Source organism: Zhenhengia sp., assembly GCF_046966505.1.
GTDB classification, from domain to species: Bacteria; Bacillota; Clostridia; order Lachnospirales; family Cellulosilyticaceae; genus Zhenhengia; species Zhenhengia yiwuensis.
Genome location: NZ_JBKVCH010000006.1, coordinates 151,821 through 166,388 on the forward strand (window position 1 = coordinate 151,821; position 14,568 = coordinate 166,388).

Below are 14,568 nucleotides of genomic sequence, written 5' to 3' on the forward strand. Positions count from 1 at the left end.
AGATAGGAAAGGTAAATAGGTATGGAAAGAAGACGACTTTTCTGAATTTGTGATATAATAAAAATAAAAGGCTAGGAGGAATGGGGATGAGAAATATAATAGGATGTATTGCTATTATTACCTTTTTATGTACAGGTTGTTCTTCAAGTAAGATGGGTGACATCTATATGCAGGATGATAAGATTACGAATGAGGGAGATTCCTATAGCCTCCATAAAGAAGAACAGAGTATAGAGGGACAAGTTTATACGGGTCAGCTAGAATTTGAGGGGATGGACACCTTATGGGACTATGAGGCGGCAGAAGATATGGAGGTTGAAGTTTCTTATTGCTTATCTGTAAGTCAAGGGAAGGCAAAACTTGTTTATATTGATCCCAATGATCAGCCACATATTATTGTAGAAAATAAAGATAGAGTGAAGACTGAGGAGTTAGAAAATGTAGTTTTACAAATAAAAAAAGGCAGAAATAGAATTAAACTAGTAGCCATGAATAGGGCTCAAATTAATTTAAGGTTTAAAATTAGTGAAGGAAACTTAAATTCATTAGGCTTTTAATAATAAAATGAGAGAGGTTATAGTATAATGTTTAATCTAGAAAGTGGCAACACGTGGATTTTTACAGGTGGTAGTAATGCAGAAGGTGGATGGCACCAAACGAAAGGTGCAAGAAACTTTATAGGTCATTTTGAAGAACACATTAGGTGGGAAAAAAGAAATAATGAGTATGTCGGAACAAGAGAGCGCTACACCATTAATACAGGTAGGGCGGGGCAAACTTTAGAAGAAATCAATGAGGATTTTTATAATTTAGTAGGAGTTTATCAGCCTAGGGCAGTTGCTTTATTTGTAGGTAAGGAAGAATATGAAAAGGGTATAGAAGGTCTTGAAGCTTTTGAGAAAAACCTTAAAGCATTCTTTAAGAAGGTTAAAGCGATGCATGCCCTACTCGTTCTTCAGACACCAGTACCTCCTAAGGAAAAAGAGGACTATAAACAGGCAGAAGCTTATGAACAAGTTATGATAGCACTTTCTAAGGAGGAAGAGAAAATTGTATGTATTGACCATTTTCATCTATGTATAGAAAAAGGTTTAAGCTACATGAATGGGCAGTTAGATGCTGATGGGCATTTAGAGATTGCAAAGCAGCTTTCAGAAGCAACGATAGGTGATTTTACACCTTTTGTATTAGGTGAAACAGTAACGGAATGTTCAGCTCCTGATGCAGTATGGGAAAAGGTAGAAGAAGACCCTTATGCGAAAGATGTTAAAGCATTAGTAGAGAATGATAAGGAGAAAGCTTTAAGATGGCTATTCTTAGGGGATAGCATTACACATGGGGCACTTCATACACATGGTTATGACAGCTTTCCACAGCTTTTAGAAAAGTACATAAAGGGTGAAATGGGAAGAAGTAAAGATGTCTTTATTAATACAGCTGTATCAGGTGCAACGACAAAAGATCAGCTTCAAAATCATAAAGCACGCTTTGAAACTTATAAAGAGGTTGCAGACATCGTTATCATTATGTTTGGAACCAATGACTGTGTAAGTGATGTAAGTATTGAGGATTATAAACATAACCTTAAAAAGATTATTGAGGATGTAAAAGCAGTAGGTGCTATTCCTATTTTACGGGCACCAAATCCTTGTATGGATGCACCAGGAGAAAGAGGTAGGAGGCTTATTCCTTATATTAAGGTTATAGAGGAATGTGCGAAGGAAGAGCAGTTAATCCTTATACACCACTATAACCAGTGGAGGCAAGCTGGGAATGAAAATCCAGAACTTATTAAACGAGGAGGCTGGATTGCTAAAGGAGATGAATCGAGTATTCATCCAGGTGCAGTAGGGCAGCTTAATATGTTCCATATGGCTGTAAGAAGGCTAGGAATTTCACAAGAAACAAGTGAAATAATGCAACTTGCTTATAAAATTGAATTAGATGGAAAAAAGAAAAGGCTTAACCTCTCATCATAGAGGCTAGGCCTTTTTCTTTTATCTTAATTAAATTTTACAGGTTCTGATTCAGTTGTTAAAGCTTCAAATACAAAACCTTGTTCTTTAAGACCTTCTACGATAGAAGGAAGTGCTTTTACAGTTGTTGTTTTGGCTGCAGCATCATGCATTAAGATGACTGCATTATTATTATATTTAGCTTGACTAAGTACAGAGTTAATAATAACTTGTGTATCTTGTACACCTTTTGCAGCGTCTTGTGAATCCACGTTCCAATCATAATACACAAGCCCGGCTTCTTCTACAGTAGGGATGATTTTAGACATAACATCACTTCCACCATAGCGGTGGCTTACCCTATTATTCGAGCCACCAGGGAAGCGCATAATTTTAGTTTCTACACCTGTAAGTTTTTTTATATGTTCAGAGAGGGTATTCATATCATTCATAAAGGTATCTACATTTTGATAGATTTGTGCATAATCATGAGTGCTAGAGTGGAGTGCGATAGTATGTCCTTCATCTACAATACGTTTATAAATATCATCATAACCTTCTTTTTTTAATACAAAGAAGGTTGCTTTAATATGATTTGCTTTTAAGAAATCTAGAATTGGAATGGTGTTAGCACTTGGACCATCATCAAAGGTTAAATAAGCTATTTTTTTGTTTTCTTCTGATTGTAATGAATCCGAGATTTCAGGCATTTTATCTTTCATTTCTTGAAGTGATTTATTAAGCTCTTGAATTTGAGCTGTTAATTGCTTATTTTTAGTCCTTAAGTCCTGTACTTGAAGTTCTAAATTAGCTTTTGCAGCTTGCGCAATTTTAAGTTGTTCTTGTACGCTTTTAAGAATATCATTTTGTCCCCTGGCTTGAGTCATTAACCAACCTGTACTGCCTAATAGGCCAATAGAGAGTAGGGTAAATAATAGGATAATGCCTGTTCTACTATTTTTTTTTGCCATTTATTTTCAACCAATCTTTCTATAAAATTAATTTTTCATGCTTTCTGGAATGATAACAGGATCAAAGCGCCATAAAACCGTCTGTAGTTTTTCAGATTCTGTTTTTAAATGTTTAATCTCTGCATCAAGTGCTTCAACTTGCTGTTTAAGTTCAGTTTTCTCCTGGGTAATATGGGTTAAAGCTTTTTGGGTAGCATGAACCTTTGCGTTAAGCCAATAAGTTTTTCCTCCAACAAGGGCAAAGGCTATAGAGGATAGACCAAAGAGAGTAATGGCTATTTTTCTGAGTCTTTTTTTTCTTAGCTTTTTCTTTTTCTTTGAATAACTATGTTTTTGCATCATCTAAATCCTTTCTTGGTGCACGACTAAACGCTAGCAACTTAGTAAGTCTATTAAAATATAGGAAGTATTGTAAAAATTTAGCATGCAATACTTCCTTAGATTTTTACTTAATATAGTAATTGCTTACGAGAATATCTTGTAAAATTTCTGTTGGAATCTCAAATTCTTGGATACCCATATAGCCAGGTGCAATATCATATTTATTAAAAGAGATTATAAGCTTGCCAGCATCTGAAATATAGAAAGCCTGATTAGCATCAATGCACTTAAAGGTGTCTATAGAAAATGAATCATCGTCTGTATTTGGAGCGCCCTCTACCCAGTAGTGTTGAGTGGGATCGGCTGCTATACGTTCAAGCATTTGTGTTTTAATGTTTTCACTAATGACTTCTATATAGCTGTTATCTTTAAAGAGGCTAGGAAGTGTGATAATAATTTCATTTTGCTTATCAAGTGTGTCGTAGGTAATAGTTGTAGAAGATGAAGCTGCAGTATTAACAACGTAGCGACCAATAGATAAAATTTGGTCATTATTAGTTTTGATTTTAAAGCCACTATCTATGCCCAGATGAGCACTTTCCCCAGAAGATTCAAGATCAGTAACTTCAGCTTTAAATTGTTCAAAGAGTTTTTTGTTTTCTTCTAGGTAGCGGTTATTGATAACTTCTTCAAGCGTTTTGTCTTGAAGTCCTTCGATAATAGGCGTTTCGATCGTTGCGTCAGAAGTCTCTTTATGATAGTTGAATTGGGTAAAGCTTATAACCTTTATAAGGGCACCCAGAATAGGTACATCACTCATAGATTTTGCAAAGGTAGGGCTAAGATTGGTCATCCCTACGAAACTTGCAACAGCAATACTTGCGACAGCAGCAACTTTTTTACTCCATTTATTAAAGTTAAAGTGTTTTTGCTTTGAAGCAGCTTTACCTTCTTTAATAGCACGTTTAACGACGAAATCAAGTTCTTCTGGAATGTCAATATGCTCAGAATACTGCACAATTTGTTCTTCAATTTCTTTATAGGAATTGTTATTTTGATTTGTTTTCATATCTCTAATCCTTTTCTAATAGAAGTTTCAATTTTTTGAGACTACGATAAAGAGTCGATTTAACAGTACTAAGATTTTGGTCTGTTATATCAGCGACTTCCTTTAATTCAAATTGATTGAAGTACCTAAGTAAAATAATCGTTTTTTCTTTATAAGAGAGCTGACTAAGAGCCTGCTCAAGTTCAAAGTGTCTATACTCATCATAAATGGGAGGTGTATAGTCTTCTAATAGGCTTTCATCCGTAGTGAAGTAGCGCTTTTGTTTTTGAAGATGAGTCTTAGCTGTATTAATAATAATTTTATAAAACCATGTATTAAGATAGGCTATATCTTTTAAGTTATGTTGGTATTTAAGTGCTTTAACAATAGAATCTTGAACAATATCTAGAGCGTCCTCTTTATTCTTGACATAGCTATAGGCCAAGCGATAATGCTTTTCTTTATTCTGTAAAATGTAGTTAATAATTTCTGGTTCCATACTCTTACCTTCTATGATCATAGAGTTTTATGTTTAAGTGTCACACTGATTAGACCTTATTAGTATGCCAAAAGTTTCAATACTTAAAAAGAAATTCATAAGACAAATAAGTAGGATTAAGTGAATACAAGTAAAAAAAGTGCTAGAATAGAAGTATATAGGCCGTGAAGGAGGATAAAAGGTGTATAGTGCATTATTAGATTTAGAGGGGAAAAAGGTAACTGTTGTAGGTGGCGGTGAGGTCGCTTTTAGAAAGGTTTCTTCTTTTATAGAAGAAGATTGTGAGATTCATGTGATTGCACCTTCCTTTATAGAGGAGTTTAAAACTTTAGGGCATAAGGTTCATAGAATTTATAAATGCTATGAAGAAGGTGATTGTGCAGGAAGCTTTATTGTAGTAGCTGCTACAGATGACTACGAAGTAAATGAGCAGATTGGTCAATTTTGTAAGAGAGGACATATCCTATGCAATGTAGTCGATAACAAGCCTTTATCCAGTTTTATTGTGCCATCTACACTTAAAAGAGGGGACTTAACTATTTCTATTTCAACAGGTGGGGCAAGTCCTTCCCTTGCAGCTAAAATTAGACGTGAATTAGAAGATAAATACGACGCACATTATGGGGAGTATATTGCTAGGCTAGGGCGTATACGTAATTGTGTTCTTGAAAAAGTCACAGATGAAGTAGAGAAAAAACGTATTTTGAAACATATTATTACACTAGAACCACAGGAGCTTGAAGCATATGAAAAAAGCCATTTTAATGATTAGCTTTGGGACAAGCCACCTTGCTCAGAAGAAGGAAAGCATTGACCCTTGTATAGAAGCTATCAAAGAAGCCTTTAAAGAATGGGATATCTATGAAACTTTTTCATCAGATTTTTTAAGAAAAAAATTAAAAGAAGAGCAAGGTTTAGTATTACCATCACCCAAGGAGCTTATGGAAAAACTGAAAGAGTTAGGTTATAAGCAAGTCATCATACAGCCCCTCTTTTTAATAGAAGGTATAGAGTATGATAAGCTTATAGAGCTTGCTAAAAGCTATGAAAAAGATATACAAGTTCAAGTAGGTAAAGCACTTCTTTCTCAAAGAGAGGACTATAAAGCATTAGTACAGGAACTTGCAAGGGAGTATAGTCAGATGGAGACACAGCTTTTAGTATTAGGACATGGCTCCACGCATGAGGCCCATACTTCTTACCATATATTGCAGGAAGTACTAGATGAAACAGGTCTTAAAGCTTGTGTAACGACTTTAGAAGATAGAGATAAGATTTATACTTTACCTTTAGAAAAAGGCAAAGTTACCCTTATTCCTTTTATGCTTGTGGCAGGTAATCATATTTTAAAGGATGTTTTAAGTGATGAAGAAACATCTTGGAAAAGTGGTTTGACTAAACTCGGCTATGACCTAGAAGTGATTCAAAGAGGATTAGGAAGCTATAAAAGTACAAGTCAGATTTATATTCAGCATATTGGAAATGCTATGAGACTTTACAAATAAAAGGGTTTTTTATAAGATTAAAACGAAATGAAGACTAGACGAAGGAGAATGACATGAATAAAGAAGCATTAATTAAAGATATTATGAGCATTAGAAGAAGAATAGATGTATCACGAGGAAGAGGGACTAGAGAAATCGATGTTTTTGAAGAACAAGTAGAAAAATCTCTTAAACGTATTGAACAAGGCAGATACTTAGCTAAGAAGTTTAATGAAGAAGAGCTTATGCAGATTTATAATGCTTATGAGAATTTAAGAACAACACCACGAGTATAGAAGAGTAGTGCACTTAGCTTGGATAGGGTTTAAAAGATAAAAAGGAGAGATGTAACTGTCTAGACAGTACATCTCTCCTTTTTAAGCTTCTTCAGGGAAAGCTTTTTTGATAACAATAAAGGCCAGTGGTATAAAGATGATACAGCAAATAGCTTCTGCAAGTGGGTAGCAGAACCATATGCCATCAAGGCCAAATAATTGTGCAAAGAGCCAAGCTGAAGGGATAATGATAATGAGCTGACGAAGCAGTGACATCACCAAGGATTTGAAGCCGTGTCCGATAGCTTGGAACATAGTTGAAATCATAATACCAAATGAGGCTGGGATAAAGCATAAGCTTAGTACACGAAGTACGTAAATACCCATAGAAATGAGTTCTGGTGTTCCATTGAATAAGCTAAGAAGTTCTGCAGGGAAGAACCAGAATAAAAGTGTTCCCAGTGTCATAATGACAAAGGAAGTAAGGGTTGCTAAAAGGAAAGCATGTTTGAAGCGTTTTTGGTTATTCGCTCCAAAGTTGTAACCCATGATAGGCATAGCACCTTGTGTAAGTCCAAATACTGGCATGAATACGAAGGATTGGAGTTTGAAGTAAATTCCAAAAATCGCAACAGCAGTAGATGAGAAAGTAATAAGAATAGCATTTAAGAAGGTTGTTGTAACAGAACCTATTGCATTCATAACAATGGTCGGTAAACCTACTTTATAAATATCAATGACTGTGCTCATTTGAGGTCTAAAGCCGCGAATTTGAATATGCACATCATGTGTTTTAATCTTAAACATAGTTAGTGAGAAGATCATAGAGAAAATCTGCCCAATAACTGTAGCAACAGCAGCACCTTTAATGCCCATAGCAGGTAGGCCTAATAGACCAAAGATTAAAATTGGGTCTAAAATAATATTTGTAATTGCCCCAATAAGCTGAGAAATCATAGGAATAATCATATTTCCTGTAGCTTGAAGTATTCTAGAACAAGCAATCTCAACAAATACACCAAATGAGAAAATCAGTACAATACTTAAATAAGAAGTTCCCATGTCAACGATAGTCGCATCGTTAGAGAACATTTGCATAAAGAATTTTGTAAAGAATAACCCCATGAGTAAGAATAAAATAGCATTAATAATCGCTAAGAAAATACCTGTACTTGCTGTTTGAGAAGCAGCATCTTTATTTCCTTCGCCAAGTTTACGTGCAATAAGTGAGTTAACACCTACCCCTACCCCTAATGCAAAAGCAATAATGAGCATTTGAAGTGGGAAAGCAAGTGAAACAGCTGTCAGTGCATCTTCACCGATTTGAGATACAAATATACTGTCTACAACATTATAAAGTGATTGTACCAGCATGGAGAAGATGACAGGTATAGACATGGTTGCAAGTAACTTGCCAATAGGCATAGTACCGAGCTTTTCTGAGCTTGAAGTTGTCTCTTTCATAAAATCAGTTCCCCCTATTTAAAATTTAATAAGCATGTCTTCCATTTTAAACTTTTTTGAGCTCATTGACTAGACTTTTTATATACCAATTAAGACTAGAAGGGGATACAAGTTTATGCGCATAATGACTAAATAAAATGTCTGAAAACAACCTACAAAAAAGTCTGAATTTATATGTAAATCTCCACCCTTACATTAAGTTTAAAGTTTATTCAAATTAGGGTATAATAAAAGGAGACAGAATAAAGGAAGGGACTGTCCCAAAAGGATTATCTTAAAGGCGATCATTTTTGGCGGCAGCCCTTTTTCGTGAAAGGCAATAGGAGGTAATATGGGGCCGTTAGATATATTAAAAAAATATTTTGGGTATAGCAGTTTTAGAAAAGGGCAGGAGGAAGTTGTAGAGGCCTTACTAAAAGGGCAAGATGTATTAGGCATTATGCCTACAGGTGCAGGAAAGTCTATTTGTTATCAGGTACCCGCTATGGTGATGCAGGGGATAACCCTTGTCATTTCTCCACTCATTTCACTGATGAAAGACCAGGTAGATGCACTGAATGAAATAGGTATACCAGCTTGCCTGATTAATAGTACACTTAGTACCATGGAGTATAGAAATGTTATTCAAAGAGCTATGGATGGAAGCTATAAGCTTATTTATGTAGCTCCAGAGCGTCTTAGTTCTTATGATTTTATAGAGCTCTGCAACCAGATAGATGTAGCTATGGTAGCTGTAGATGAGGCACACTGTGTGAGTCAGTGGGGACATGACTTTAGACCAAGCTATATGTATATTGATGACTTTATTAAGCGTTTACCGACAAGACCGGTTGTATGTGCCTTTACAGCTACAGCCACACCACGCGTTAAAGAAGATATTGAGAAGCTTATTGGGCTTTACAGTCCTTATACGATTACTACAGGTTTTGATAGACCCAACTTATACTTCGAAGTAGAAAAGCCAAAGCATAAATTTGACTGGGTACTTCGTTACTTACATGCACATAAAGAGGAAAGTGGTATTATTTACTGCGCTACAAGAAAGACGGTAGATGCTTTAGTAGATAAGTTACGTGCTAAAGGGATAGACGCAGCTAAGTATCATGCAGGGCTGAGTGAGCATGAAAGAGCCATGTACCAAGATGACTTCCTTTATGATAGAAGGACCATTATGATTGCAACTAATGCTTTTGGGATGGGGATTGATAAATCTAATATTCGCTTTGTCCTTCATTATAATATGCCTAAGAACATGGAAGGGTATTATCAAGAAGCAGGTCGTGCAGGCCGTGATGGTGTAGCTTCTAACTGTATACTCTTATATTCTGCGGCGGATATTATGACGAATCGTTTACTTATTGAAAATGCTAGCGACACAGTAGACCTATCAGGTGAGTACGAAAAATTGAATCAAATGGTAGATTATTGCAATACAGAAGGCTGTCTTAGAAATTATATTCTGAGATACTTTGGAGAGCATCCAGATAAACTTTGCGACCACTGCGGTAACTGTAATAGTGAAGTAGAGCAAAGGGATATTACCATAGAAGCGCAGAAGATTTTATCTTGTATTAAACGTATGCAGGAGCGCTTTGGTATGGTAATGGTAGTCGAAGTACTTAAAGGGGCAAATACACAGAAGGTGAAGCAGTTTGGTTTTAATACCCTTTCTACTTATGGACTCATGAAGGATTACCATAAAGATACGATTAAAGAGATGATCTCCTTCCTTATAGCAGAGAAATATATTGATTTAGATGGGGACAAATTCCCAGTATTAAGATTAAATCCTTCAGCTTATGAAGTGCTGAAAGGTTATAAGACTGTTAATATGCGTATTAATATGTCTAAAGCTACGGAAGATACCAAGCTTATGAAGGAAGTCCTTCCAATAGACCATGAGCTTGTAGGGGAACTGAAAGAAGTGAGAAGAGAGATTGCTGCCATACAGCACGTACCACCATTTATGATTTTCTCAGATGCGACTTTAAATGAAATGGGTATGTATTATCCCACTTCAGAAGTAGAGATGTTAGCTATATCAGGTGTAGGTAAGATTAAGTATGATAAGTACGGTGTGCGCTTTGAGGAAGTCATTCGCCAGTATGTAGTAGCCCATGACATTGAAAAGCCAGAAGTTAAAATGGTAGAAGTGACAGTACCTAAGGAAGAGAAGATATTAGGGCCGAATAAAGTATCCGTACAAAATAAAGATAAACACGTAGATAAAAAAGATACAGTGCTTGTAACTTATGAACTTTACCAGGAAGGGCATAGTATAGAAGAGATTGCTCAAATGAGGGGGCTGACACGCTTTACGGTAGAAAATCATCTTGTAAGCTGTGTGGCGAGAGATTTAACAATTGATTTTGAACCGTTTATGACAAAAGAGCAAGAAAGACTTATTCAAGAAGCTATCCAGCAAGTAGGCATTACACTTTTAAAACCGATTAAAGAGCTTTTGCCTGAAGAGGTGACTTATACAGCTATTAAACTCGTGATTGAAAAATACAAAAAAGAAGGTTCTGCGAATATAGAGCATGAGTAAGGGTAGCTTTATCTGTGGGAAATAGAAGAAAGAGTTGAAACTTAACGTAGATATGATATAATAACTTATGCACTAATGAGAAAGAGAGGAAAGGTCATGGCGAAAAATCCAAATGCCTATAAGCTTGTTGCACAAAACAAAAAAGCTTATCACGATTATTTTATAGAAGAAACGTTTGAAGCAGGCATTGTACTTGTTGGAACAGAAGTAAAATCCATCCGCCAAGGCAGTGGTTCCGTTAAGGAAAGTTTTATTCGTATTAAAGATGGAGAAGCCTTCATTTATAATATGCATATTAATCCTTATGACAAAGGGAATATCTTTAATAAAGATCCCCTTCGTACACGCAAACTCCTCCTTCACAAAAAAGAAATCAACAAACTAGTCGGTGAGATTTCTACAAAAGGTATGACAATAGTGCCACTTAAAGTATATATCAAAGGAAGTTTGGTCAAAGTAGAAATAGGTCTTGCACGTGGTAAGAAGCTCCATGACAAGCGTCAGGACATTGCTAAGAAAGACATGCGCCGTGCAAACGAGCGTGAGTTCAAGATTAAAAACATCTAAGCCAATCTTACGGTTATACTCCCAGATATGTACCCTTATCTAATAAGGGGGTGCACTGGTTTCGACGGGGGTCACGTAGGTTGAGGCAGCCATCCGTAGAACGCCGGAGTCTACGTTAAAAGCTGGCATTTAAAATTAAACGCAGAAGACAATTTTGCATTAGCTGCTTAATGCAGCTAGTCTCCTCTAGACAACCCGCACTCTAGAACGAGACTCCGACTTAGCGGGCAACGTCTAGGGCTAAGCTTTGCCCCCTAGCCGTATCTATGAAGCTACCAAAGTGAACAGCCTGTCTCTGGGCGGTTCATGGAGGGAATGTTAAAACAGTGACTATGATGGTAGAGACCACGATTTATGGGCTTTCGGACAGGGGTTCGATTCCCCTCACCTCCATTAACAAAATCCCCAAAATACTCTTATGTCAGAGTATTTTGGGGATTTTGGAGTTTTTGTGCAAAATTACTTAAATTGGAAAACTAGAGATAAATTGACTAATCCTTAAACAGTATAGCAAGTATTGTTTAAGGATTTTTTTGAATAAGTATAAGAGGTGGGTAATATATGACTAAAGAGGAAGAAATATTTTGTTTCATTCAAGAAGTTATTAGAGAGGTTCCTGTTATGTTGTTAGGAAGTGGCGCTTCATGCGCTAGTGGAATTCCTGGAATGTGGGGATTAGGGGAGTATTTAAATGAAGAAATGAAAAAAACAATATTAAAAGAAGAATGGAATGAGGTATATAAAAATATAGAACTAGGTCTAGAAACTGCTATGCAACGAGCTAATATAAGCAATGCAGGTGTAAACTACATAATTAAACTCACTGCAGATTATATTAGGAAAGCAGATTTTAAAGTATATGGAGAGATTATAAATAAAAACTTAGAGCTACCATTAGCACAAATAATAGAATTCATTTTTAAAGGAAATGTGTCAAAGCTAGATATTATTACTACCAATTATGACTGTTTAATTGAATATGCCTGCGATATAGCGAGAGTAGCGTATTCAACCGGATTTTCCGGCGGCTATTGTAAAATATTTAATTTAGCAAAGGAGAATGCTTTTTATTCACCACAGTTTATAAGTGGTGGATCAAAGGGAAAAATTCGTACAACCCGTAATATAGTTCCACATGTTAATATACTGAAATTGCATGGATCTATAGATTGGTTCACAGATGGAATTGATAAAATAGCGCTTAATAAATATACTGAATCCAGTCAATTGAGTCCATTAGTAGTGGCGCCTGGATTGAGAAAATATGAAGATACACATCACTCTCCATATAGAGAGATTATTGGTTTATCCGATGAGATTATTAGACAAGGAAAAAGCTATTTAATAATAGGATACGGATTCAATGATAAGCATCTAGAAGAATTATTAATACCTAAAATAAGAAATCAGAGCAATAAAGTTATTTTGCTTACAAAAGAAGTAAGTAGTTCAGCTAGGGAACTATTAGTTGGAACAAAGAATACACTTATCGTATCACAAGAAGGGGATGGTGATATGACGAGATGTTATTTTAATGAAGAAGAAATAGTAATACATCAGCCAATATGGAAATTAGATATTTTTACAAAAGTTGTAATAGGGGAAGGGGATTTAGATGAGTATAATTCAACGATTGGATGAAGAAAATGAATTAGGAAAAGTTATAGAGGTAGATACATCACGAGTAATTATAAAAGTTACATCGTTAGATAGAATTAGAAAAACAAGAGTTGGGCGCCTTAATATAATTAATGGTAGACCAGGAGAATGGCTAATTGGAATGGTTGAAAAGATTAGTCGAAAAGCACCTACTGAAGTTGAAGAGATACTAGAAGAAGAAATAGAAATAAATAATGATGAACAAGACTATATAAAACTAGTGCTATTAGGTACTTTTAGAGAAGTGGAGGGAAGAAGAACAAATGTATTTACAAGAGCATTGTTAGCTGTTCCTGATATAGAAGCTACTTGTTATGCTTTAGAGGGGGAATTATTAACAGATTTTATGAGCGTGATATCTACGCAGGGTGCATCGACTTTAAATTTAAAATTAGGTACATACGCAATGGAAGAAAATGCTATATGTTATTTAGATGCAAATAAGTTATTTCAAAAACATTGTGCTTTATTAGGGAGTACAGGGTCTGGAAAGTCATATACAGTAGCAACAATGATTGAGCAAATAGCGGAATTGCCCAATTCAGATACTATTACATTTGATATGCATGGAGAATATGCAACTTTAAATAAATGTGCTCAGTTTAAAATTGCAGGACCTAGTGATTTATTAAGTGATTGTAATGAAACGATTTTTTGCCATATTGGTTATTAAATTATGAAGAGTTATTAACATTATTTCTAGATAGGTCAGATCAAAATGCGCCTAATCAAGCTATGGTATTTAGTAAATTAATTTCAGAATGTAAGAGAGAATATTTAAGGGAGATAGGTGCTAATGATATACTAGAGAATTTTACAATAGATAGTCCTATACCTTTTGAAATAAGAGACATAATTAGTAAAATTGAAGAGTTGAATGAGCAGATGGTTGCAGGTGCAAGAGGTGAGAAACAGGGGCCTTATTTTGGGAAATTTGATAGATTTATTCCTAGATTGAAGGCAAAAATAGAAGATAAAAGATATGGATTTTTATTTAGTGCTAATGAAGAAAATAAACATCAGAGTTATTTAAATGCACTTGCATATAAGCTTATGGGTACAGGAATAGCAGAAAATATTAATAAAGGTGTAAAGATTATTGATTTTTCAGAAGTACCATCTGATATTCTACCTATTATTGTTGGATTAGTAGCACGTATAATTTTTCAAATTCAGTTTTGGGGAGAAAAGGAGAAAATACATCCAATATTAATGATTTGTGATGAGGCGCATTTATATTTACCTAAAAAAGAAAATACAGATTCCGTAGAAAAAAAATCTTTAGAAATTTTTGAAAGGATAGCTAAAGAAGGAAGAAAATATGGAGTCACATTGTGTGTGGTAAGTCAGAGGCCTTCGGATGTTAATAAGACGATTTTAAGCCAATGTAATAATTTTATCTCTATGAGGTTAACTAATTCAGATGACCAAATGGTAGTAAAAAAATTGATGCCTGATAGTATGGGAGGATTAGTTGAAAGTTTACCATTGCTTGATACAGGAGAAGCTATAGTAGTGGGGGATGCAGTATTGTTACCTACTAGGATAAGAGTTAAGATGCCTAATAATAAACCTAATAGTAGAACAATTGCTTTTTGGGACAAATGGAGCAATACTGAAACAGAAAATGATATTGATAGTGCTATAAATAATATGATAAATCAAAGTAAAAATCAAATAGGATGAAGAATATAAAGGCAAGGATATTTCAAAAAATAATTTAGTAATAATGATACCGAAAAATGGAGATGAAATTATCTGATATTGAGAATATTAG

At 35.1% G+C, this 14,568-nt stretch carries 15 protein-coding genes and 1 other RNA gene; 11 read left to right on the forward strand and 5 right to left on the reverse strand.

The annotated features are described in order from the left end of the window. Positions 1-86 precede the first annotated feature (86 nt). Positions 87-557, forward strand: a complete 471-nt coding sequence (locus ACLTBU_RS08910; RefSeq protein ID WP_177671425.1) for a hypothetical protein — start codon at positions 87-89, stop codon at positions 555-557. 27 nt (positions 558-584) lie between these two features. After that, entirely contained in the window at positions 585-1,979 is a 1,395-nt protein-coding gene (locus ACLTBU_RS08915) for a GDSL-type esterase/lipase family protein (protein ID WP_412218593.1), read from the forward strand. Positions 1,980-2,002: 23 nt separating this feature from the next. On the opposite strand, the gene ACLTBU_RS08920 is transcribed toward ACLTBU_RS08915, so the two are convergent. The 4 genes from ACLTBU_RS08920 to ACLTBU_RS08935 all read right to left on the reverse strand — a co-directional run bounded on the left by ACLTBU_RS08920 (position 2,003) and on the right by ACLTBU_RS08935 (position 4,794). Further along, on the reverse strand, positions 2,003-2,926 hold the full coding sequence (locus ACLTBU_RS08920) for a polysaccharide deacetylase family protein (protein WP_249331500.1): 924 nt from the start codon (positions 2,924-2,926) through the stop codon (positions 2,003-2,005). A 27-nt stretch (positions 2,927-2,953) separates the two neighbouring features. Beyond that, positions 2,954-3,265, reverse strand: a complete 312-nt coding sequence (locus ACLTBU_RS08925; RefSeq protein WP_412218594.1) for a hypothetical protein — start codon at positions 3,263-3,265, stop codon at positions 2,954-2,956. Positions 3,266-3,371: 106 nt separating this feature from the next. After that, positions 3,372-4,316: an RsiV family protein gene (locus ACLTBU_RS08930; RefSeq protein ID WP_412218595.1), complete on the reverse strand. Its 945-nt coding sequence runs from the start codon at positions 4,314-4,316 to the stop codon at positions 3,372-3,374. A 4-nt stretch (positions 4,317-4,320) separates the two neighbouring features. Further along, entirely contained in the window at positions 4,321-4,794 is a 474-nt protein-coding gene (locus ACLTBU_RS08935) for an RNA polymerase sigma factor (protein ID WP_249331504.1), read from the reverse strand. A gap of 181 nt (positions 4,795-4,975) precedes the next feature. On the opposite strand from ACLTBU_RS08935, the gene ACLTBU_RS08940 reads away from it, so the two are divergent. Genes ACLTBU_RS08940 through ACLTBU_RS08950 form a run of 3 tightly spaced genes read left to right on the forward strand, consistent with a single transcriptional unit; the run spans position 4,976 to position 6,574 of the window. Further along, complete coding sequence (locus tag ACLTBU_RS08940) at positions 4,976-5,566, forward strand: bifunctional precorrin-2 dehydrogenase/sirohydrochlorin ferrochelatase (RefSeq protein ID WP_412218596.1); 591 nt, start codon at positions 4,976-4,978, stop codon at positions 5,564-5,566. Further along, a complete protein-coding gene (locus ACLTBU_RS08945; RefSeq protein WP_412218597.1) occupies positions 5,541-6,299 on the forward strand; it encodes a sirohydrochlorin cobaltochelatase in 759 nt (252 codons plus the stop codon). Before ACLTBU_RS08940 ends, ACLTBU_RS08945 begins: the two co-directional genes overlap by 26 nt. Positions 6,300-6,352: 53 nt before the next feature. After that, positions 6,353-6,574: a hypothetical protein gene (locus ACLTBU_RS08950; protein ID WP_177671417.1), complete on the forward strand. Its 222-nt coding sequence runs from the start codon at positions 6,353-6,355 to the stop codon at positions 6,572-6,574. Between the two features lie 81 nt (positions 6,575-6,655). Here the strand turns inward: ACLTBU_RS08950 and ACLTBU_RS08955 are convergent, their stop codons facing one another. Continuing rightward, complete coding sequence (locus ACLTBU_RS08955; RefSeq protein WP_412181449.1) at positions 6,656-8,017, reverse strand: MATE family efflux transporter; 1,362 nt, start codon at positions 8,015-8,017, stop codon at positions 6,656-6,658. 331 nt (positions 8,018-8,348) lie between these two features. Between ACLTBU_RS08955 and recQ the strand changes: the two genes are divergently transcribed. The 6 genes from recQ (at position 8,349) to ACLTBU_RS08985 (ending at position 14,477) form a co-directional block, all read left to right on the forward strand. Next, positions 8,349-10,565 (forward strand): DNA helicase RecQ, encoded by a 2,217-nt coding sequence (gene recQ, locus ACLTBU_RS08960; RefSeq protein ID WP_412218598.1) that lies wholly within the window; start codon positions 8,349-8,351, stop codon positions 10,563-10,565. 96 nt (positions 10,566-10,661) lie between these two features. Next, the gene (gene smpB, locus ACLTBU_RS08965) at positions 10,662-11,132 is read left to right on the forward strand and encodes an SsrA-binding protein SmpB (RefSeq protein WP_412181361.1); all 471 of its coding nucleotides are present in this window, start codon (positions 10,662-10,664) and stop codon (positions 11,130-11,132) included. A 46-nt stretch (positions 11,133-11,178) separates the two neighbouring features. Next, positions 11,179-11,528, forward strand: a transfer-messenger RNA (tmRNA) gene (gene ssrA, locus ACLTBU_RS08970). A gap of 165 nt (positions 11,529-11,693) precedes the next feature. Next, the gene (locus ACLTBU_RS08975; RefSeq protein ID WP_412218600.1) at positions 11,694-12,773 is read left to right on the forward strand and encodes an SIR2 family protein; all 1,080 of its coding nucleotides are present in this window, start codon (positions 11,694-11,696) and stop codon (positions 12,771-12,773) included. Beyond that, positions 12,748-13,464 carry a helicase HerA domain-containing protein gene (locus tag ACLTBU_RS08980; protein WP_412218601.1) on the forward strand — a complete coding sequence of 239 codons (717 nt, stop codon included), beginning with the start codon at positions 12,748-12,750 and terminating at the stop codon, positions 13,462-13,464. The genes ACLTBU_RS08975 and ACLTBU_RS08980 overlap by 26 nt, the downstream gene beginning before the upstream one ends. Then, a complete protein-coding gene (locus tag ACLTBU_RS08985) occupies positions 13,446-14,477 on the forward strand; it encodes an ATP-binding protein (RefSeq protein ID WP_412218602.1) in 1,032 nt (343 codons plus the stop codon). The genes ACLTBU_RS08980 and ACLTBU_RS08985 overlap by 19 nt, the downstream gene beginning before the upstream one ends. Positions 14,478-14,568 lie beyond the last annotated feature (91 nt).